Raw genomic sequence first — 20752 nt, 5'->3', positions numbered from 1 at the left:
TGATCCGCGCAAAAGTGCAATAAATGCGAAGAAATCAGCTAAAAATGATAAAACCCGCGTGTTTTCTGAGACACGCGGGTTTTCTTGTTCAGGATCTGATACCGGCTTATTCCGCTGGAACCGCCTCGACCTCGTTAGTCAGAGGATGGCTGAGCTTGTTCAGCATCTCTTTCGGGCAGACTTGCAGGAAGTTGGCCTTTTCAACATCCCAGTGCTGCAGAATGTCGGCAGCCTTGCGGCTAAAGGTTTCAACCTGATGGGTTTCGATCAGCGATTTCAGCTGCTCTTCCCAATGGTCGACGGCCACCGGGCAGGTCACCAGCGTTTCCATGTTCATCAGCTTTTCGGCCTTGCCTTCGGGGTCGTACAGATAAGCCATACCGCCCGTCATGCCCGCGCCAAAGTTGGCACCGATGTCACCCAGGATCACCGCAACACCGCCGGTCATATATTCACAACCGTTGGAACCACAGCCCTCGATCACCACCGTGGCGCCCGAGTTGCGCACCGCGAACCGCTCACCTGCGCGGCCGGCGGCGAACAGGTAGCCATCGGTGGCCCCATACAGGACGGTGTTGCCGATGATAGTGTTGTCATCCGCCTTCAGCGGGCTGACCTGCGGCGGGCGAACGACAATCATGCCGCCCGACAGACCCTTGCCGACATAGTCATTGGCATCGCCTGACACTTCCAGTTTCAGACCCGGCGCCGCAAAAGCCCCCAGCGACTGACCGGCCGACCCTTGCAGTTTCACATGCAGGTGGTCGGACTGGAACGTGTTCCGCATCCCAAAGTTCTGCACGATATGGCTGGAAACACGGGTACCTACGGTCCGGTGTGTGTTCTGCACCGCATAAGACAGCTGCATCTTTTCGCCATCCTTAAGGAACCGCGCCGCATCACGAACGATCTCGGCATCCAGAGTATCCGGCACCACGTTGCGATCCTTGTCGCGGTTATAAACGATGTCCTGAGCACCATCGACGGTGATCAACAGCGGGTTCAGGTCCAGATCGTCCAGATGCGCGGATCCACGGCTGACCTGCGCCAACAGATCGGCCCGGCCGATGATCTCGTCGATCGAACGCGCACCCAGGCTGGCCAGCAACTCGCGCACTTCCTGCGCGTAGAAGGTGATCAGGTTGACGACCTTGTCCGCATTGCCGGTGAACTTGGCGCGCAGGTCTTCATCCTGCGTACAGACGCCAACCGGGCAGGTGTTCGACTGGCACTGGCGTACCATGATACAGCCCATTGCGATCAGGGCGGCAGTACCGATACCGTATTCCTCGGCCCCCATCATCGCGGCCATGACAATGTCACGACCGGTGCGCAGGCCACCATCGGTCCGCAGGGTCACGCGATCACGCAGGTTGTTCATCGCCAGAACCTGATGCGCCTCGGTCAGGCCCATCTCCCACGGAAGTCCAGCATATTTGATCGAGGTCGCGGGCGAGGCACCCGTGCCACCATTGTGGCCCGAAATCAGGATGATATCCGCTTTCGCCTTGGCAACACCGGCAGCAATCGTGCCAACGCCCGAAGACGCAACCAGCTTGACCGTCACCTTACAGCGCGGGTTGATCTGCTTGAGGTCGTAGATCAGCTGCGCCAGATCCTCGATCGAATAGATATCGTGGTGCGGCGGCGGCGAGATCAGCGTCACACCCTTGGTCGAGTGCCGCAGACGCGCAATCAGGTCGGTGACCTTCATGCCCGGCAGCTGACCACCCTCACCGGGTTTCGCGCCCTGGGCGACCTTGATCTCAAGCTCTTCACACTGGTTCAGGTATTCGGCGGTCACACCGAACCGGCCCGAAGCCACCTGTTTGATCTTGGCCGACGGGTTATCACCATTGGGCTCCGGCACGAAATGCGCCGGATCTTCACCACCTTCACCCGAGTCGGATTTCGCTCCGATCCGGTTCATCGCCACGTTCAGCGTCTTGTGCGCCTCGGGGCTCAACGCGCCCAGCGACATGCCCGGGGTCACGAACCGCTTGCGGATCGAGGTGATCGATTCGACCTCTTCAATTGGCACTGGCTTGCCCAGCGGTTTGAAATCCATCAGGTCGCGCAGGTGGATCGGCGGGTTCGACTGCATCTTGGCCGAATACTGCTTCCACAGTTCGTACGAGGCGCGGTTGCAGGCCATCTGCATCATATGCATCGAGGTTGCTTCCCACGCGTGGGTCTCACCCGATTTGCGCGCTTTGTAGAAACCACCGATGGGCAGCACGTCCAGTCCGCTGGTCCAGGCTTTAGCGTGGATTTCCTCGGCCTTGGTCTGAATACCGGTGACACCGATACCGGAAATCCGGCTGGTCATGCCCGGGAAATACTCGGCCACCATGGCGCGGCTGAGACCCACGGCCTCAAAGTTCAGACCTCCGCGATAAGACGAGATCACCGAGATGCCCATCTTGGCCATGATTTTCAACAGACCTTGGTCAATGGCTTCACGGAAACGGGCCACGTTTTCGGTCAGAGTGCCATCCAGCAGGCCGCGACCAATGCGGTCGGCCAGCGAATCCTCGGCCAGATAGGCGTTCACAACTGTCGCGCCACAGCCGATCAGCACGGCAAAGTAATGCGGGTCGACACATTCGGCCGAGCGCACGTTCAATGAGCAGAAGGTCCGCAGCCCCTGGCGGGTCAGATGCGAGTGAACCGCGCTGGTCGCCAGGATCATCGGCATCGCCACGCGACCTTCGCCCGAGTTCACGTCGGACAGCACCAGATGCCCAGCGCCCGAACGCACGGCCTCTTCTGCTTCGGCTCTAACACGGGACAAAGCGGCGCTTAGTGCACCTCGGCCGGGCTCAAAGCTACAGTCAATCTCAGCCAGCGGAGAGCCGAAGTTTTCGACTAGTTTGTCCCACTGCGCGTTGCCGACGAAGGGGCTTTCCAGCACGATGATTTCGGTCTGGCTGCTGTCTTCATCCAGCACGTTTTTCAGGTTACCGAACCGCGTTTTCAGCGACATCACGCGGTATTCACGCAAGCTGTCGATCGGCGGGTTGGTCACCTGGCTGAAGTTCTGGCGGAAGAAATGACTCAGCGGGCGGTATTGCTTGGACAGAACCGCCGACGGAGTGTCATCCCCCATCGAGGCAATCGATTCCTTACCGTCCTCGGCCATCGGCGCGAGGATTTGCTCCAGTTCCTCGATCGAATAGCCCGCCGCAATCTGACGCTTGCGCAGTTCTTCACCCGAGAAGATTGGCGCTTCGGCCACTTCGGCCAACGTGACGTCCAAATCGTTGATCTTGCCGACCCACTCGCCAAAGGGCAGCGCGCGCGCCAGTTTGTCCTTGATCTGGGTATCGCGGTAAAGCTTGCCCTTTTTCATATCGACGGCCAGCATCTGACCCGGACCCAGCGCGCCTTTTTCGGTCACCGATGCCTCATCGATCGGCACCATACCGGCCTCGGACCCTGCGATGACCAGACCATCGCCCGTCACCACATAACGCATCGGACGCAGGCCGTTCCGGTCCAGACCAGCACAGACCCAGCGGCCATCGGTCATGGCAAGTGCTGCGGGGCCATCCCACGGCTCCATCACCGAGTTGCAGTAGGAATACATGTCACGCCACGCCTGCGGCAGCTCGACCGCCTGCTTGGACCAGCTCTCCGGCACCAGCATGGTTTTCGCCATCGGGGCCGAACGGCCCGCGCGCACCAGAACCTCGAAAACCGAGTCCAAAGCAGCCGAGTCCGACGATCCACCCGCGATGATCGGCTTGATATCCTCGGCATAGTCACCAAAGGTGCCCGACGCCATGCGGATCTCATGGCTCTTCATCCAGTTGATGTTGCCTTTCAGCGTGTTGATTTCACCGTTATGAGCCAACATGCGGAACGGCTGCGCCAACCACCATTGCGGGAAGGTGTTGGTCGAATAACGCTGGTGATAGATCGCAAACGCCGATTCAAAGCGTTCGTCCATCAGGTCGGGGTAAAACACCGCCACCTGCTCGGCCAGCATCATGCCCTTGTAGATGATCGAACGGCATGACAGCGACGCCAGATAGAGGCCGGAAATGCCTGCAGCAGCGGCCGCCTTTTCGATGCGGCGACGGATGACATATAGCTCGCGCTCAAACGTCTCTTCGTCCACGCCTTTGGAATTCGAGATCAGAATCTGCTCGATCTCAGGACGGGTCGCGTTGGCCTTGTCGCCCAGACAGGTGACATCCACCGGCACGTGGCGCCAGCCGTAGATGTAGTAGCCCATGCGCAGAACTTCGGTTTCCACGATGGTCCGGCAGCTTTCCTGCGCGCCGAAATCGGTGCGGGGCAGGAAGACCTGACCAACCGCGATCAGCTCATCCAGATTAGGCTCGTGGCCGGTACGACGGATCTGATCATAGAAGAAGGGCACCGGGATCTGAACGTGGATGCCCGCGCCGTCACCGGTCTTGCCATCGGCATCCACAGCACCACGGTGCCAGATCGCCTTGAGGGCATCGATCCCGGCATCCACAACCTTGCGCGACGGCTTGCCGTCAACGGATACAACAAGGCCCACACCGCAGGAAGAATGCTCTTCTTCCTCGGAATAGAGACCGTTTTCCGCCATCCATTTGCGCTTGGCTTCCTCGGCCCGCACCCAATCGGCATCATATTTGGTCATTGGCTGTCTCCTTCTTCCGGCTGGGCAAACATGGCTTCGACCTCGGCTTTGGTCATCTGCTTGCGTTCGCCTGCGAACGCGTACCCATCGGGCTTTTTGTCGATAAAAAGTTCCAGTTGCAGCAGGTTTCCTGTGTCTTCGAACAGGCCCGCTGCCATTTCAGTGTGTCCGTGCATCTCGCCCGGTGCGGTGACCCGGTACCAAAGGGCCGAGCCACACTCGGCGCAAAAGGCACGCTCGGCCCATTCGGACGAGGTGAAGGTTTTGACCGGGCCCAAAGCGGCATAGCCGGGCTCGGCCTGAAACGTCACCAGCATCGAGCTGGTCCAGCGACGGCATTGGTCGCAATGACATGCGCCCAGCGAGTCCTTCGCCGGGGTGGCGGTCACGGTGACCGCGCCACACATGCATTGGCCTTGCAATTCGGGCATTCGAACCCTCCTGTCGCTGGGCGTTGGTTTACTCGGCTGCGATGGCGGCCTTGGCGTTGAACCGGTCGATGATCGCATCGGCGCAGTCGCGGCCGTCACGGATCGCCCAAACCACCAGCGAGGCACCGCGCACGATGTCGCCAATGGCATAGACACCGTCCATCTCGGTCTCGCCGGTCTGGAACGCGGCCTTGACGGTGCCCCAACGGGTCACGGGCAGGTCGGGCTGACCAAACAGGGTGGGCAGGTCTTCGGGCTCGAAACCCAGCGCCTTGATCACCAGATCGGCCTCTTCGACGTAATCCGCGCCTTCGATCACTTCGGGCGCCTGACGGCCCGAAGCATCGGGCTGACCCAAACGCATCTTCTGCACCATCACACCCGAGACTTTGTCATCGCCGGTAAAGCCCTTGGGCGCGCTGAGCCATTCAAACACTACGCCTTCTTCCTCGGCGTTCTGGGTTTCGCGCTGCGAGCCCGGCATGTTGGCACGGTCGCGGCGATACAGACATTTGACCGAGGTCGCACCCTGACGGATCGAGGTGCGTACGCAGTCCATCGCGGTGTCACCACCGCCGATCACGACAACTTTCTTGCCGTCGGCATTCAGGCGGCCATTGTCGAAATCTTCGACGGCGTCGCCAAAGCTTTTGCGGTTCGAGGCGGTCAGGAAGTCGATGGCTTTCTCGATGCCATTCAGACCGCTGCCCGGCATGGACAGGTCACGCGACTTGTAAACACCGGTCGCAATAATCACCGCGTCATGCTTGGCGTTGATTTCTGCAAACTTTTCGGCGTCCACGTCGCAATTCAGAACGAACTCGACCCCGCCATCAGCCAGCAGGTCATTGCGGCGCTGCACGATGTCTTTTTCCAGCTTGAAGCCCGGAATGCCGTACATCAGCAGACCGCCCGCGCGGTCATAGCGGTCATAAACGGTGACTTGAATGCCAGCCTGGCGCAGCATATCCGCCGCAGCCAGACCGCCGGGGCCGCCACCGATGATGCCGACGCTTTCGCTGCGCTCAGCCGCGGGGATAACCGGCTTTACCCAACCTTTGTCCCAGGCCGTGTCGGTGATGTATTTTTCGATAGTGCCAATTGTAACCGTGCCATGGCCGGATTGTTCGATCACGCAGTTGCCTTCGCACAGACGGTCCTGCGGGCAGATGCGGCCACAGATCTCGGGGAAGGTGTTGGTGGCTTGGCTGGTGGCATAAGCCTCTTCCAGACGGCCGGTCGCGGTCAGGCGCAGCCAGTCGGGAATGTTGTTGTGCAACGGGCAGTGCGACTGACAATAGGGCACACCACATTGACTGCAGCGACTGGCCTGTTCTTCCGCCTTGGCCGACGCGAATTCAGCATAGATTTCGTCAAAATCTTCTTTGCGCGCATCGGCGGCACGCTTTTCAGGCATGACGCGGTCGATCTGCACAAATTTCAGCATCGGTTGCTTGGCCACGGGTCAGACTCCATGAATTGGCTTGGTCGGACTTCTTTAAGAGATACGGTTCTGGATGAAAAGTCAATTATGCTGACCTAAATTGAAAAAATTTGAGCCGGAAACCGAAATCGATGAAAAATATTCAGTTTTTTAGTACCGAATCGGACCTATTTCCGCGCTTTCCTTTTTGGCACCACACTTATACCCATTGCATTATAGAATACGTGACGGCGGCACGGCAGGTTAAATGAGTTTTTTTCAACTGATTCTCGCGGCAATTATTCAGGGAATCACCGAATTTTTGCCCATTTCATCGTCGGGCCATCTGATCCTGCTGCCCAGCCTGACGGGTTTGGACGACCAGGGGCTGACCATCGACGTTGCCGTGCATGTGGGCACTCTGGGCGCCGTGATCCTGTACTTCTGGTCCGACGTGAAACAGGCCGTTTCCGGCCTGCCGCGCGCCCTGACCGGACGGCTCGATACCCCGCAGGCCCGGCTTGCGATGGGACTGATCATAGCAACCATTCCCACCGTCATCGTCGGCGCCATCCTGTTTAAAACCGGTCTTAGCCAGTCGTTGCGCTCGATGGCTGTAATTGGCTGGACCATGCTGGGTTTCGGGCTGGTGTTGTATTGGATGGACCAGAAAGGGCCGCAGACAAAACAGGCCGAAGATTGGGGCCTGCGCGACGCCATGATCATGGGGTTGTGGCAGGTTCTGGCGCTGATTCCGGGCACCTCGCGGTCAGGCATCACCATCACCGGCGCGCGGCAGTTGGGATACAGCCGCGAAGATGGCGCACGCATCGCGATGCTGATGTCGATCCCGACGATTCTGGCCTCGGGCGTGTTGTTGTCGGCAGATGTGATCCGCGAGGCGGACGCACAACTGGCCAAAGACGGCGCGATTGCCGCCTTTTTTGCCTTTGTCTCGGCCCTGCTGGCGCTGACCCTGATGATGCGCCTACTGCGCAGCGTCAGTTTCACGCCTTACGTGATCTATCGCGTAATTCTGGGCGCGATCCTGCTAGTGATTGCCTACAGCTGATCAAGTCCGCAGGTTATCGGCCGAATTCTGGATGTCGTCATATTGACCGGCCGGGCGGAACTTCCACAGGTAATCCGGCAGCACCGATTCCAACGTGGCCGGTTCGATTCCCAGATCGTCAAAGCCCTTGGCATCCGCGGACACCACATTGTCACGGCGCAGGTTCTTCAGCTGGTCGCGAGTCAGGATATGGTTCGGGAACAGCTGAAAGCTGACGAATTTCGCGATGTCCAGCACACCTGCCATAACCCTAGCCGCAAAGAACGGAACGCCAATGACAACACGGCGGCGGTGGATCACGCCCAGCATCTGCTGCATCAGTGCACGGAAGGATTTCACCTCGGGCCCACCCAGCTCATAGATACCGGCCTCAGCCTGACCCAGTACGCCCTTAACGGCGGCTTTGGCCACATCATCTACATAAACCGGCTGAAACTTGGTGTCCGCGCCGACCAGAGGCAGGAACGGCCCCATGCGGGTCATGCCTGCGAAACGGTTAAAGAACTGATCCTCGGTCCCGAAAATGACCGACGGACGCAGGATGACCGCGTTCGGCATATGCGAAAGCACGCCAGCCTCGCCATGCGCCTTGGTGCGGGAATATTCGCTGTTGGAGTCCGCATCCGCCCCAATGGCCGAAACATGCACCATTCGTGCAACGCCCTGTTCGGCGGCGATCCGCGCGATCCGCTCGGCCCCTTCGGCCTGCACGGCGTCAAATGCGTTTTTGCCCAGTTCGTTCAACACTCCGACGCAGTTCACCACCGCGTCCGCGCCATGCATGACCGCAGCCACCGAGGCATCATCGCGGATGTTGCACAGAATGGGTTCGACCTGACCAACCACACCATAGGGTTTGACAAACATCGCCTCATTCGGGCGGCGTACCGCGACCCGCACGCGCCATCCTTCGTTCGCCATGCGACGTGCGATGTAACGACCGACAAATCCCGATCCGCCGTAAATCGTGACCAGTTTGGACATGCGAGGGCTCCTGCTGATGGATCTTGATCCGATCTACCGCCCAAAGCCCCGGCAAACAAGGCGCAATAACGCCGCGCATCCTTGAAAAAACCGTCGGTTTCCGGAGTGTTTAAGGCATGGTTCAAAAAACTTTCAAAAAACTTCCCGAATCCTGTTGACGCCCCCCGCCAGTAGGCTTAAACGCCCCTCCACGACACCTGCCCAGGTGGCGGAATTGGTAGACGCGCTAGCTTCAGGTGCTAGTGTCCGTATGGACGTGGAGGTTCGAGTCCTCTCCTGGGCACCAAATTCCCGACAATGTAAAATGACCAATCCGCAAATACGGAGATCACAATTGTCTGCGGGATTTATCCTCCGTTCCATAAATCGTGTTGATTTGAAAGCAGGCAGTGGTTCCAGCTTTCGAATCCAGCCACATTCTTCGGGTTTAAAAGCCCCGTTCAGGCGGTTGCGACGACAGTTCCAAAAGTGACGTAACGTCCAGAAACGTAAACTTCTCCTTCAACATCCTTACGTAAAGGTAAGCGTTGGAAACACTTTTTGACCGAACAGTTAAAAAATGACGTAAATAGGCGGATTCTTCCCCCTTGTTCCAAGAAAGCCACTGCGTAAATGCCCCGTGTCGCTGCGGATCACCACTCACGGATCATCGATCCTCGAGCCCAGAACCAGCGGGTTCGGATCAGGTCCGCAGCGGCAATTTTTGGAACGGAATTTTGGAGGAAAGTAAAATGAAGATCAGTTCATTTCTCAATCGCTTCAAAGCGACCAAAACTGTGCAAGTTTCTGCTGCAGAGGATACAGAACCCATGTCAGCAAAGAGCCGCAGAGTTCCCCCGATCAAGAAATCCGAACTGACCACGCTGTTCCACTCCGTTCTGGAAGAGAAACGCGATGACCTCCCGGCCGGGCGCAAGTGACCCGCGCCTGACCTCACTGCTCTTCGGTGTTATTCCGTGACCCGGAATTGATTTAAACCCTCGATTTTTCGAATTTTTCCCAGGCCGATTGAAAGGCCGGAAAATCAAAGCCCGGCTGGGTGGCAGCATCAAGGACGATGCGTTCGGTCGTCAGCAGTTTCTGAATCGCGGCCTCAAGCTGATCGACAATATCCTCTGGCACCACCAGCGCGCCATGGCGGTCAGCGTGGATCAGATCACCGGGGTTGACCGTTAAACCAAAGACCGACACCGGCGTATCAAGTTCGCGCACATGGACAAAGCCATGGCTGGGTCCGACGGACCCGGCAACCACCGGAAAACCTTCGGGCAGATCGCCGAGGTCGCGCATGACGCCGTTGGTCAGGGCACCCGACATACCAAAGCCTTTGTGCACGGTCGTATTGATTTCGCCCCAATAGGCGCCGATGCAGTTGGGGAAATCGACATCCTCGATCACCGCGACCGAGGGCGCGGGGCCTTCGGCCATATACTTGTAATAAGCCATGCGGCGTTCCCGGATGACCTCCGGCGCTTCAGATGGCGGCTGAACCGCGGCGATCTTGGCAGTGCGGGCATAACCCACGATCGCAGGCTCGGACGGGGCCGAGCACAGCATGGTGCCGCGGGTGAACGCATCGAACCCACGCTTGCCCTGCGCCACCTCGATGGCGTTGCAGACGGTGGGGGTATCGACCTTGCGCAACAGGGTCAGAAGGGACGGTGTCATTTGGCCTCCAGCCAGCGGATCAGAGCCGCTGTCGTGTCATTGGGTTGTTCCAAGGTGGGCAGGTGCCCAGCCTGTTCGATGATTTCCAGCGTGCTGTCGGGCAGCAGATCGTGCATGAGCTGGTGCCGCTCGACCGGACACAAGCCGTCGTCACGGCCGCACAAAACCAGCGCTTTGCCGGTATAAGACTTCAGGGTTTCCGACTGGTCTGGACGGTCCATCAAAGCGCGGGACTGGCGCAGGAACACGTCGGGGCCAAGATCCATCGCCATCGCCATGCACAGGTCCAGAATGGCGCCCTGATTGGGTCCGTCGGCAAGGTAGTTGGGCTTCATCTCGACCCGCATCACCGTCCGCAGTTTACCATCACGCACAGCTGCCATCTGGGGGCCGCGCCGCTCCTTGACCTCGGGCTTTTCGGCCAGCGGGTTGGTGTCCAGCAGGGCCAGCCGTTCGACCCGGTCGGGGGCTTGCCGCACGACCTCCATCGCGACGATGCCGCCCATCGACAGCCCCGCCAGAGCAAAGGCCGGCGGCGCGTCGGCCAGAATATCGGCGGCCATTGCCTGAACTCTGTCCTGCGTCGCCAATGGAAAGGTCACTAACGGTCTGGATCCGGACAACGCGGCGATTTGCGGCTGATACAGCCGCGCATCACACATCATGCCGGGCAAAAGAACCAGTGGTATCATGCCGAGGCCAGCCTAGCGCCTTCGGACAGCGCGGTCAGCTTGGCATAGGCGATGTCGGGATCGACCGCGCCAAAGCCTGCAAAGGTTCCGAAACCACAGTCACTGCCGGCAATCACCCGGTCCGCACCGACGATATCGGTGAAACGCGCGATGCGCTGCGCGACCAGTTCGGGGTGTTCGACAAAGTTTGTTGTGGTGTCGACAACGCCGGGCACCAGAACCTTGTTGTCCGGAATCTCAGCCTTGCGGTCGCGGAACACGGTCCACTCGTGCGCGTGGCGTGGGTTCGAGGTTTCGAACAGCACATAGCGGGATTTTGTGTTCATCAGGGTCGTGAACACCTTATCCATGGCAATATCGCAGCAATGCGGCCCTTCGTAGTTGCCCCAGCAGATATGCACCCGCACCCGGTCTTGCGGCACGTTCTGCAGGGCGTGGTTCAGGGCCTCAACGTGCATATCGGCGATTTTGACGAATTCCGCGTCGGAAAGATCGGTGAACAACATGTGGCGCGACAGCGCAAGGTCGGGGCAATCCAGTTGCAGGTCCAGCCCGGCGGCCACAATGGTTTCGTATTCCTCCTTCATCGCATCCGCCAGTGCGACCAGATAGGCCTCGCGCGTGGGGTAGAAAGCGTTCTGCAGGAACAGCGAAATCACACCCGGAGATGCGGCGTTCATGAACCCGTGCTTGGCCCCGTGCTGCGCCATTGCAGCCTTGAGGTTCGCAATATCCTTCTCCAACTCACCCTGACCTTTCGAGCGCACCTCTCCGGTGCATTGCGGCCGGGCATATTGCGGCGTGCCGCCATCATCGGCCAGCCGTTGCAGGAAGCCGGGGAACATCTTCAGATCAGCCGGAGCGTTACGCGGGCTGTCACCCGAGAACCCGGTATAGCGATCCTTGACATAGGTGGCGTAGGAAATCTTCGAGGTCTCGCCATCGCTGACGATATCCACTCCGGCCTCGACCTGTTTGCGCACGGTTTCTGACACGGCTGCGGTCATGCTCGCGTCGAATGCGCCCTGTTCAAACGGCTCTTCGCGTTCGCGGGCAAAGATGAAATCCACCACTTCTTGCGAGCGTGGCAGTGATCCGACATGTGTTGTCTTTACGGACATGGAACCTCCGTTAGTTTTTGCGCGCCATCAGCACGGTGTGGCTTTGGGTCTCCGGGTCCTTGGCCAGAAATCCGGTCAAAATCAGCCCGTTCTCCTCGAGGCAGGTGGCATAGGCCGCAGGCGAAAGGGAGGCGTGGTAAACCGGCTCTCCTCCGACGGTTCCCTGCTCTTCGCCCGCGCTGGGGCCGACAGTCAGCATCAGCATCCCGCCAGGGCGCAGATGGCGCGCCATGCGGGCGATGCAATCCTTTTGCTCATCCGCTGTCAGATGGAAAAAGCTGTTCCAAGCGATGATACCATCAAAGCTGCGGTCCAGTTCAAAATCGCGCATATCCGCCTGCACCCAATCGCCATCGGGCCAGCGGCTGCGCGCGATCTCAAGCATCGCTTCCGAAAAGTCGACGCCGGTAACGGTGAAGCCTTCGGCCTTGAACCAGCGGGCGATGGGTTCGCCGGTTCCGCAGCCTAGATCCAGCACGTGATCGCCGGGCTTCAGGCTGGCGGTGAAGCGCGCCAGCCAGCGCGCTTCGAACAGGGCCTTCGAGCGTTGCTCGTCATAGGCCCTGGCCTGCCGTTCATAGACGGCATGGGTATCGTCGGGATCGACGGTCATCCGACCCAGGTCGCACCGGCAGGATCGTCGGTGGCCGTGATACGATAGAGACCCGCCTGACCGGTCATGGAGGGCGCGACAGTGTAAGTTTCACCCGGCATGACAACTGCAGTGTCACCGTTCGAAAATGTAGTCGAATAGCCATCGACAGTGATCCGCCAGTGACCGCTTGCCGGCATCAGAACCACAGGCTTCTCGACCTTGACCGCATCATTCTGGGCCGAACCACGGGTCAGGAAATCAACCTCAAAGCCCGGCTTGTCCTTGATGATGCCGTTTTCGCCAATCACAGTCGCGGGTTTGCCCGCCGCCAGAGCCATCAGGTCCCAGTAACGCGCCACGTATTTGCCGATCACGGCATCGACGGGCACTTCGGGATAGGCTTTCAGTTCTTCTTCGGTCAGCAGAGGCATCGGGCGGACGTTGTGCGGCAGTTCCTGACCCTTTTTGCTGTCATACAGCACACCGTTGTCGCCCAGCATCAGGCCATGTGCCTGTGCGTCTTCGATCACCTGCGGTGCCCATGTCACGCCACCGCCAGCATCGTCGCCACCGAGGATCGACATGATCATACCGTAGTCGTCGCCCACATTCTCGAACCCGCGGAAGATGCCGGTCGGGATGTTGAAGATATCACCCTCCTCGGCAATGAACTCACCCGCTGTACCGTAACGGCCCCAGAAGAAACGCCAGCGACCCTTGGCGACAAAGAAAACCTCGGCCGTGGTGTGACTGTGCAGCGAGTTACGGCATTTCGGAGGTTGCCCCGCCGCGCCGATATTGAAGCCGATCTTGTCGGTGATGTGGACGTGCTGATCGGGGGATTCTGAGACGCCACCACCGACGATGGTAAAGTTCTCTTTCTGGTCGCTGCCCGGAGTGTGGGCGTCGATGAAAGCGGTTTTGCAGGGTTGCAGCTCGCCATAGCGGACGATGCGTTGTTCGATGGTGCTCATTTTAGTCTCCTAACGGGTTTGATGTTGCAACAGGGGGTCAGCCTGTTGCCCCGGGAGGGCGGTTGTTCAGCCGCTTGGCCCGCAAAGAGGCCCGGTGGCAGTGATACCGCCGGGTTCCTTCGCTGGTATCCAAAGGGGCAGGCACCAAGGGCATTACACGTCCCCGGTCGCCAAGATCAGCTGTTTCCAGACCGCCGTCTCATCAAATAGAGTCCATTCACGGCGCAACCTGATGTCGCCGCCGATCAGTTCACCCCATTCGGCGTGGCTGATGCCCAGCACATACAGCTCGGCCCCGGTCGGAACGCCAAAGGCACCCCAGCCGTCATGCTTGCCGTGCAAGCTCCAGCGGATGGCCGAGCGCGGCGGCATGTTCGGATCATCACGCCCGATCTGGTGGTGGATGGTGAAGGTCGCACTGGGCATTGCCGCGCGCAGCGACATCCAGAACCGGTCAACCGGATCGCGCCCATGGCCGCTTGCGCCGCCGGGATATTCGGTCTGAACCGCGCGGTCATATTCACGCTCAACCGCGCCCATATCCGCGCCCATCATCCGGGTCAGCAGATCGGCGTGGCGCTGACCCCATTCGTTGTCATTGCCGCGACCAGAATACGGACCTTCCAAGTCATTGGCAGGGGTCAGCGGTTTGACGCAGTTTTCCGGCCCGCCCTCGCGTTCGATCAGATCGCGGGTGAAATCTTTCGGGTCCCAGCCCATCTGGCGCACGACCGCGCCGTTGTCACGGATCAACCACTCGTCATCGATGGTGTTGTTGCGGGCATGGCAGTCGGCCAGAATGCGATAGCGCAGCTTGGCACCTGTCGCCTGACCAAACATGCCGTCACCAAGATGGGTCGCGGTAGACATGATGCGGTGGCTCGACAGCATCCCGTCTTCCGGCGTGCCGGACCAAATCACGTCCTCGCCCAACAAGGTGCGGTCAGGAAATTCGGCCAGCGTGGCCATAGTGGCGCCGATGACACCCTGATTGCCGGTCGACACACTGCCCGGCATCCGCACCACAATGTCGGACCCATAGTATTCGTGCAGCGTGGAAATCCCCCGGTCTTCCCAGATCTCTTTGGTGATACCGATGATATAGTCGGGAAAGTCCCGGAACTTGGCGTCGAAGCCTTTCATGTCTCTGTCCTTTGTGGAATCCACCCTTTGGGCAACCGGGCCGAAGTCCGCACGATCAGCGGCCCGTCAATGGCCACTTTGCGCGGTTTCGCCGATGCCGGGGCGTCGATATGTTCAAGTAATGCGGTGACGGTTTTCGCCACCATGAGATTGGCGCGTTGCCGGATCGTGGTCAGGTTATAGGCAGGCCACCCGGCGGGCGGCACATCGTCATAGCCCACGACCGAGACATCCTCGGGCACACGCAGCCCCAGTTCAAACCGGATCACATCCATCACCGCCAGAGCCATGTGGTCATTGGCGACAAAGACCGCATCCGGGCGTTTCTCAGGTGGGACGTCAAACATGCGCCGCGCTGCCGCACGTACCTTTTCGGTGTGAAAATCACCGACTTCATGGGCGTACAGGCTCTGCCCGGCTTCTGTCAGTGCAGCGCGGAACCCCGCCTCGCGGTCGCGCTGGGTCGAGGCGCCCTGCCAGCCCGCAATATAGCCGATACGCTGATGCCCTCCAGCCAGAAGGAACTCAGCCACTTTGCGCCCCCCGACATAGTTGTCGGACGTGACCGAGGTGATACCTTCGATATCCTGACTGCGGTTGAACAGTACCACCGGAACACCGGCCTGCTGGCAACGCATCGCAATTTCCGAAGACATCGCGACCGAGGCCAGAATGACCCCATCCACCTGATAGTCGAGGATCTCCGCCATCACGTCTTCGATGTTCCCCGCAGTGCGCGAAGCCATGAAAATCAGGACGTGATAACCCTTTTCCTGCAAAGCGTTGGACAATTTCTCAAGCGCTTCGGGATAAAAGTAGTTGTCCAGATATCCAACCACCAACCCGATCATACGGCTTTTACCCGACACCATCGCGCGGGCTAGAACATTGGGGCGATAGCCGAGTTCGGCAGCAGCCTTGCGCACCTTTTCTTCGGTTTTCTTGCTGACCGACGCGCCGGGCGTGAACACCCGGCTGACCGCCGATTGGCTGACACCTGCCAACTGCGCAACTTGCAGCGATGTGACTTTCTCAGCCATCAGTCTGCCGTCCATCCTCCGTCAATCAGCATCGAGGTGCCCGTGACCAGCGCCGAAGCGTCCGAGGCCAGATACGTCACCGCACCCATGATGTCCTCAACCTCACCAATCCGGTCCAGCTTGATCTTTTCCATAATCCACGCGGCGCGTTCGGGGTTGTCGAAGGTGGATTGGGTCAGGGGCGTGCGGATGAAGGTGGGACACACCGTGTTGATACGGATGCGCTGCTTGCCCCATTCGATCGCCATGGCTTTGACCATACCTTCCAGCCCGTGCTTGGTGGCACAATACAGCGCCCGGTCAACGCCGCCCACATGACCCATCTGGCTTGAGATATGGATGATCGACCCCGGCTTGCCCGCCGCCAACAGCGCCTTGGCCGCATAAGATGACAGGAAATAGGCCGAGCGCAGGTTGACGTTGGTCACTGCGTCAAAATCCTCGGCCGAGGTTTCAATCGCCGGGCCGTGACGCGCTGTTCCGGCCGAGTTCACCACCACGTCAAAGACGCGGCCGTCGAACAGCCCGCGCAGCGCCTCAAGATCACCCTGATCCACCACGGCCGCCTCAGCCGACCAACCCTGCTCTTGGAACGCGTCAACGGTCTCGTTCAAGCGATCCGCACCACGCGCCGCGCAGACCACATGCGCACCCGCTTCGGCCAGGGCCACGGCACAGCCCTGCCCGATGCCCGATGATGCACCGGTGACAAGAGCGCTCTTGCCCGCCAGAGAAAACGAAGGGGTGCGGGGCAGATCACTCATCAGCTCATTCCATCCGGTATATTAATTCGCCCCATGTTGCGGGCCTTGTTGAATTCCCGCAGTCGGGCGAAAACGTCAACGCCAAGCTGACGATATGCGTCCAGAAGATCGACCAGAACCCAGTTTTCGCGGATCTTGCCGTTTTCAACGCGCCAGAAATCAAGGCTGCGCATGGTGATCCGTTTGCCCGAGGGCGCAATCCCCATCCAGCCATCATGGGTCACGGTCTGAATCATGTTGGGCCAGCCGGTTACGGCGGCATAGTCGCCATCCCCAAAGAAGTGATAGGTGATATCGTCCACATATTGTCCGCGATCCGGCATCCCGTTGAGGAATGGAATCTGGTGCCAGTTACGGAACCCCGAGAATCCGCGCCCCGTTCCGATACCCGCCGGGCCGTACCAGTTCATACGAGGATGCCAGAACCGCTCAGGCTCCATCACCTCTGGCCCACCCTGTGAGGGGTGTTTCTTGAGGTATTCGAGCATGTCGATGATGTGCTGACAGGTCGCCTGACCCTTGACCGCATCATAGGGCCCCGGCACAAAACCGTCCTGCGTGGCCGGCCCGGGCACATGCCATTCGCGGCCAAGGCTAGGCGCCAAAGGCCAGGCATTCGCTTGCATCATAACCTCGGGGATGTCCCACAGGGCCTGCATCTCGACCACTTTACCATCAACAAAACGGTAGAATTCGTGGAACCGCATCGTCACTTGATGGCCGGTCGGCGGGATATCCAGCCAAGGCCCGGTGAAGGTACCGGTGTAGTAACCGCCACATCCGACCCAATCGGATCCATGTTCATCCGGGCCAGCCATGACGATATAGTCGCGGCGTTCCAGATCAGGCCAAGCGGACAGCAGGTCTTTGTAGGCGATATCATAATAGGCGTCGCCGCCGGTGCTGTCGCCAAAAGGATGGCACAGCTTGTAAACAGCGTCAGGGGCGCTGACATCTGCCAACGCCCTGCGCACACCGTCCTCACTGAAGTCGTACATCGCCGCCCGAAGCGGCGCGATCAGCGATTTGTGATGTGTGTGCTTGTCACTCATTCAGCGGCATCCCGATAGGGCGCGGGCTCACCGTAAGGCACGTTGATCCCGCCATAGCGACGCACACGCACGTTGCACTGCTCGGCATGGCCAACAAAGCCTTCGAGCATACACAGGCGCGAGCCGTACTCACCGATCAGCGTCGCCGCTTCATCGGTCAAAACCTTCTGGTAGCTGTGCGTCTTCAGGTATTTACCAACCCACAGACCACCGGTATAGCGACCCGCTTTCTTGGTGGGCAGCGTGTGGTTGGTACCGATGACCTTGTCCCCGTTGGAAACGTTGGTACGCGGACCAAGGAACAGCGCGCCGTAGCAGGTCATGTTCTCAAGGAACCAATCGTCACGGTCGGTCATGACCTGAACATGCTCGGACGCGATGTCGTCAGCGACATGCAGCATCTCATCATAGGTGTCACAGACGATGACTTCGCCATACTCATCCCACGACACTTTCGCGGTGCCTGCGGTTGGCAGAATGCCCAGAATACGGTCGACCTCCGACAGGGTTTCTTCGGCCAGTTTGCGCGAGTTGGTCAGCAGTACGCAGGGGCTGTTATAGCCATGCTCGGCCTGACCCAGCAGGTCGGTGGCGCAAAGCTCGGCGTCGGCTGCGGTTTCATCGGCGATGACCATGGTCTCGGTCGGACCGGCGAACAAGTCGATGCCGACACGGCCAAACAGCTGGCGCTTGGCTTCGGCCACAAAGGCGTTGCCGGGACCAACCAGCATGTGAACCGGATCGATGGTCTCAGTCCCAATCGCCATGGCACCGATGGCCTGAATGCCGCCCATGACATAAATCTCATGCGCGCCGCCCAGATGCATGGCCGCAATCACAGCCGCGTTCGGCTTGCCGTTGAACGGAGGCGTACAGGCGATGATGCGCGGCACACCGGCGACCGAGGCCGTGGCCACGGACATATGCGCCGAGGCCACCATCGGGAACTTACCGCCGGGCACGTAGCAGCCCACCGATTGAACCGGGATGTTCTTGTGACCAAGGATCACGCCCGGCAGGGTTTCGACCTCGATATCCAGCATCGAGTCGCGCTGCGCCTGTGCAAAGTTACGCACTTGTTCCTGCGCGAACTTGATGTCTGCCAGCTCACGCTCGGTCAGCTGGCTGATCAGGTCGTCGATCTCTTGCTGCGACAGCCGGAACGAGGCGGGCGAATAATTGTCGAACTTCTCGCTCAACTCACGCACGGCGGCATCGCCGCGGGTTTCGATGTCTTTCAGCGTGGCTTCCACCACGGCGCGGGTCTTGGCGTCATCCTCGGCCCGGTCGGCGTCAGACTTACCGCGTTTGAGATACTCAATTGCCATTGTCTAAACCCTTTTTATTCAGGACGAGGAGCGGTTTTTTCACCACGGTCATAGGCTTCCCAGCCTTCGCCGTTGAAGATATCGACACCCAGCTGCGCGGCGACATGAGCGAAATCAACGTTCACCCAATTGTCGACAATCTTGCCATCGACCACTTTCCAGAAGTCCATGTAGCGGATCTCAACCCGCTTGCCGGTGGGCGCGATACCCAGGAATTCGCCGGAATGGGTGGCTTCCTGACGGCCGAACGCCGCCGCCCACTCACCCATATACAGGCGCGCTTCATCGATGCAGGTCTTGTCCGAGAACGCCGCCTGGAACGGGCGCTGCCAGTTGTCCTGAAACTCTTTCAGGCCGGTCTTAATGCCACAGCCCTGGTTGCCCAGCCAGCGGAAGCCTTCCGAGAAGAACTCGCCGATGTCGTCGATGCGGTGGTCATTCAGACCGTCAACCATGGTTTCGATGACACGACGGGTGTCTTCGGTTTTGCTCAGGTCCGTGTCGCGGGTCAGTACCGCTTGTTCGGGACGGGAACCTTTCATTTTTCTATCCTTTCAGATCGCAAGAAGTGTGTGAGGGGGGTCAATGACCCGCCATCACAAAAAGTCCCTCGGCATTCTGTTCAGCGCCGGATGACGCGAGACTGCGCTGTTGCGCGACCGACTGCTCATCAGCCTTTCACCGCCCCTGCGGTCAGACCGCTGACGATCTGGCGTTGGAAGATCAGCACAAGGAAGATCAGCGGCGCGGTGATCGACACGGCGGCAGCCACGGCGACAACCTGGTCGGTTGTGGTGGTTTCGCGGTTGAACATGCCGACGATGGCCGGAACCATGGTCTGGTTCTGCGCGTCCAGCAGCAGTGAGGTCACGAGGAAGTCGTTATAGGCCAGCAGGAAGCTGAACAGACCAGTTGTAATCACTCCCGGCCACATCACCGGCATGATGACACGGCGGAAAGCCTGGAAGTGGCTGCAACCATCAACGCGGGCGGCCTCATCCAGTTCGGCCGGGATGTTCTGGAAGAACGAGCGCAGCATCCAGATGGTGAAGGGTTGGTTGATCGCAACCAGAACCGCGATCACCGCGAAGGGCTTGCCATAAAGCGTCGGGGCGTTTTCGCCGAGGATCGGGCTCAGCCATTCAGCCGAGTTGATGAAGACCGGCAGGTAGCCTGCGACCAGAACCGAGTGCGGCAAGGCGCGGAACACCAACGCCACGATCAAGATCCAGAATGCGAATGTCGACCCGGAGCGTGCCAGACCGTACCCTGCCAGCGTTCCTACGGTCAGCGAGACGGTTACAACCCCGGTGGTCACGATCAGCGAGTTGCGGAAGTTGTCCGAGAAACCGCGATCAATCCAGACGGTTTTGTAGTGTTCGGTGGTCAGGCCCAGAACGTCCCGGCCCAAGGGGCCAAAGAGCGGGTTCAGCACACCAAGGATCGCGGGCAGGATCACAAAGAACGCAACCAGAAAGCCCACTGCGACCGCCAGTACACCGATCACCCAGCCGATCCATTCCTGACCGGGTTTGGAGTAGGACTTCACCATCGAGGGCAAGGTCTTGGTCGAGATGATGATCGTACCCCAGAAGACCGCGATACCCAAAATAATATCCAGCAGCGACAGGCCGTTGCCCTTGGCCAGAGTCTCAGGCCCGAAGATCACGTTCAGCGCGTTGCTGTCAAACGCATCCACCGGGGATTTGAAGCTCATTACCGCGATCCAGAAGATCGGGAAGGCTGCGACCAGGCACCAGAAGACCAGGAAGATGTTCGAGGTCAGCCGCAGGCCGAACGGTTGTTGAAGCGCGCGTGAGGACATA

Annotated in this window: 17 protein-coding genes and 1 tRNA gene; 2 read left to right on the top strand and 16 right to left on the bottom strand. The window is 59.4% G+C overall.

The annotated features are described in order from the left end of the window. Positions 1-106: 106 nt before the first annotated feature. The 3 genes from gltB to GOW98_RS17720 are packed head-to-tail and all read right to left on the bottom strand — an operon-like array spanning position 107 to position 6532. Positions 107-4639 (bottom strand): glutamate synthase large subunit, encoded by a 4533-nt coding sequence (gene gltB, locus GOW98_RS17730; protein WP_170334443.1) that lies wholly within the window; start codon positions 4637-4639, stop codon positions 107-109. Next, positions 4636-5070 (bottom strand): GFA family protein, encoded by a 435-nt coding sequence (locus GOW98_RS17725; RefSeq protein ID WP_170334440.1) that lies wholly within the window; start codon positions 5068-5070, stop codon positions 4636-4638. Before GOW98_RS17725 ends, gltB begins: the two co-directional genes overlap by 4 nt. Positions 5071-5098: 28 nt before the next feature. Next, positions 5099-6532, bottom strand: a complete 1434-nt coding sequence (locus tag GOW98_RS17720) for an NAD(P)-dependent oxidoreductase (RefSeq protein ID WP_170334438.1) — start codon at positions 6530-6532, stop codon at positions 5099-5101. Positions 6533-6761: 229 nt separating this feature from the next. Between GOW98_RS17720 and GOW98_RS17715 the strand changes: the two genes are divergently transcribed. After that, complete coding sequence (locus GOW98_RS17715) at positions 6762-7565, top strand: undecaprenyl-diphosphate phosphatase (protein WP_170334436.1); 804 nt, start codon at positions 6762-6764, stop codon at positions 7563-7565. Here the strand turns inward: GOW98_RS17715 and GOW98_RS17710 are convergent, their stop codons facing one another. Further along, positions 7566-8549: a complex I NDUFA9 subunit family protein gene (locus tag GOW98_RS17710; RefSeq protein ID WP_170334434.1), complete on the bottom strand. Its 984-nt coding sequence runs from the start codon at positions 8547-8549 to the stop codon at positions 7566-7568. It abuts the gene before it with no gap. Positions 8550-8748: 199 nt separating this feature from the next. On the opposite strand from GOW98_RS17710, the gene GOW98_RS17705 reads away from it, so the two are divergent. Continuing rightward, a tRNA-Leu gene (locus tag GOW98_RS17705) sits at positions 8749-8835 on the top strand. Between the two features lie 686 nt (positions 8836-9521). On the opposite strand, the gene GOW98_RS17700 is transcribed toward GOW98_RS17705, so the two are convergent. From GOW98_RS17700 to GOW98_RS17645, 12 genes are all read right to left on the bottom strand, one after another. After that, positions 9522-10217, bottom strand: a complete 696-nt coding sequence (locus tag GOW98_RS17700) for an RraA family protein (protein ID WP_170334432.1) — start codon at positions 10215-10217, stop codon at positions 9522-9524. Further along, positions 10214-10909, bottom strand: coding sequence for an alpha/beta fold hydrolase (locus GOW98_RS17695; RefSeq protein WP_170334430.1), 696 nt, complete (start codon positions 10907-10909; stop codon positions 10214-10216). Before GOW98_RS17695 ends, GOW98_RS17700 begins: the two co-directional genes overlap by 4 nt. Continuing rightward, positions 10906-12030, bottom strand: coding sequence for a cobalamin-independent methionine synthase II family protein (locus tag GOW98_RS17690; protein WP_170334428.1), 1125 nt, complete (start codon positions 12028-12030; stop codon positions 10906-10908). The genes GOW98_RS17695 and GOW98_RS17690 overlap by 4 nt, the downstream gene beginning before the upstream one ends. A gap of 10 nt (positions 12031-12040) precedes the next feature. Then, entirely contained in the window at positions 12041-12643 is a 603-nt protein-coding gene (locus GOW98_RS17685) for a class I SAM-dependent DNA methyltransferase (protein ID WP_170334427.1), read from the bottom strand. Next, on the bottom strand, positions 12640-13599 hold the full coding sequence (locus GOW98_RS17680) for a cupin (RefSeq protein ID WP_170334425.1): 960 nt from the start codon (positions 13597-13599) through the stop codon (positions 12640-12642). Before GOW98_RS17680 ends, GOW98_RS17685 begins: the two co-directional genes overlap by 4 nt. Positions 13600-13752: 153 nt before the next feature. Continuing rightward, positions 13753-14742: an ester cyclase gene (locus tag GOW98_RS17675; RefSeq protein ID WP_170334423.1), complete on the bottom strand. Its 990-nt coding sequence runs from the start codon at positions 14740-14742 to the stop codon at positions 13753-13755. Further along, the gene (locus GOW98_RS17670; RefSeq protein WP_217359627.1) at positions 14739-15782 is read right to left on the bottom strand and encodes a LacI family DNA-binding transcriptional regulator; all 1044 of its coding nucleotides are present in this window, start codon (positions 15780-15782) and stop codon (positions 14739-14741) included. Before GOW98_RS17670 ends, GOW98_RS17675 begins: the two co-directional genes overlap by 4 nt. After that, entirely contained in the window at positions 15782-16546 is a 765-nt protein-coding gene (locus GOW98_RS17665; protein ID WP_170334421.1) for an SDR family NAD(P)-dependent oxidoreductase, read from the bottom strand. Before GOW98_RS17665 ends, GOW98_RS17670 begins: the two co-directional genes overlap by 1 nt. Then, the gene (locus GOW98_RS17660; protein WP_170334419.1) at positions 16546-17598 is read right to left on the bottom strand and encodes an ester cyclase; all 1053 of its coding nucleotides are present in this window, start codon (positions 17596-17598) and stop codon (positions 16546-16548) included. Before GOW98_RS17660 ends, GOW98_RS17665 begins: the two co-directional genes overlap by 1 nt. Beyond that, complete coding sequence (gene hisD, locus GOW98_RS17655) at positions 17595-18926, bottom strand: histidinol dehydrogenase (RefSeq protein ID WP_170334417.1); 1332 nt, start codon at positions 18924-18926, stop codon at positions 17595-17597. The genes GOW98_RS17660 and hisD overlap by 4 nt, the downstream gene beginning before the upstream one ends. 14 nt (positions 18927-18940) lie before the next feature. Further along, positions 18941-19468, bottom strand: coding sequence for an ester cyclase (locus GOW98_RS17650; protein WP_170334415.1), 528 nt, complete (start codon positions 19466-19468; stop codon positions 18941-18943). 128 nt (positions 19469-19596) lie between these two features. After that, positions 19597-20751, bottom strand: a complete 1155-nt coding sequence (locus GOW98_RS17645; protein WP_170334413.1) for a carbohydrate ABC transporter permease — start codon at positions 20749-20751, stop codon at positions 19597-19599. Position 20752 lies beyond the last annotated feature (1 nt).

It is taken from the genome of Ruegeria arenilitoris (assembly GCF_013032445.1).
GTDB classification, from domain to species: domain Bacteria; phylum Pseudomonadota; class Alphaproteobacteria; order Rhodobacterales; family Rhodobacteraceae; genus Ruegeria; species Ruegeria arenilitoris_F.
The sequence above is the reverse complement of the archived record's forward strand: the minus strand, read 5'-3'. Positions and strand labels throughout refer to the sequence as shown.

Coding starts and splice junctions, on each gene's coding strand:
- gltB (WP_170334443.1), bottom strand. CDS start 4,639: ATGACCAAATATGATGCCGATTGGGTGCGGGCCGAGGAAGCCAAGCGC.
- GOW98_RS17710 (WP_170334434.1), bottom strand. CDS start 8,549: ATGTCCAAACTGGTCACGATTTACGGCGGATCGGGATTTGTCGGTCGT.
- GOW98_RS17725 (WP_170334440.1), bottom strand. CDS start 5,070: ATGCCCGAATTGCAAGGCCAATGCATGTGTGGCGCGGTCACCGTGACC.
- hisD (WP_170334417.1), bottom strand. CDS start 18,926: ATGGCAATTGAGTATCTCAAACGCGGTAAGTCTGACGCCGACCGGGCC.
- GOW98_RS17690 (WP_170334428.1), bottom strand. CDS start 12,030: ATGTCCGTAAAGACAACACATGTCGGATCACTGCCACGCTCGCAAGAA.
- GOW98_RS17695 (WP_170334430.1), bottom strand. CDS start 10,909: ATGATACCACTGGTTCTTTTGCCCGGCATGATGTGTGATGCGCGGCTG.
- GOW98_RS17700 (WP_170334432.1), bottom strand. CDS start 10,217: ATGACACCGTCCCTTCTGACCCTGTTGCGCAAGGTCGATACCCCCACC.
- GOW98_RS17680 (WP_170334425.1), bottom strand. CDS start 13,599: ATGAGCACCATCGAACAACGCATCGTCCGCTATGGCGAGCTGCAACCC.
- GOW98_RS17650 (WP_170334415.1), bottom strand. CDS start 19,468: ATGAAAGGTTCCCGTCCCGAACAAGCGGTACTGACCCGCGACACGGAC.
- GOW98_RS17685 (WP_170334427.1), bottom strand. CDS start 12,643: ATGACCGTCGATCCCGACGATACCCATGCCGTCTATGAACGGCAGGCC.
- GOW98_RS17645 (WP_170334413.1), bottom strand. CDS start 20,751: ATGTCCTCACGCGCGCTTCAACAACCGTTCGGCCTGCGGCTGACCTCG.
- GOW98_RS17665 (WP_170334421.1), bottom strand. CDS start 16,546: ATGAGTGATCTGCCCCGCACCCCTTCGTTTTCTCTGGCGGGCAAGAGC.
- GOW98_RS17675 (WP_170334423.1), bottom strand. CDS start 14,742: ATGAAAGGCTTCGACGCCAAGTTCCGGGACTTTCCCGACTATATCATC.
- GOW98_RS17660 (WP_170334419.1), bottom strand. CDS start 17,598: ATGAGTGACAAGCACACACATCACAAATCGCTGATCGCGCCGCTTCGG.
- GOW98_RS17670 (WP_217359627.1), bottom strand. CDS start 15,782: ATGGCTGAGAAAGTCACATCGCTGCAAGTTGCGCAGTTGGCAGGTGTC.
- GOW98_RS17715 (WP_170334436.1), top strand. CDS start 6,762: ATGAGTTTTTTTCAACTGATTCTCGCGGCAATTATTCAGGGAATCACC.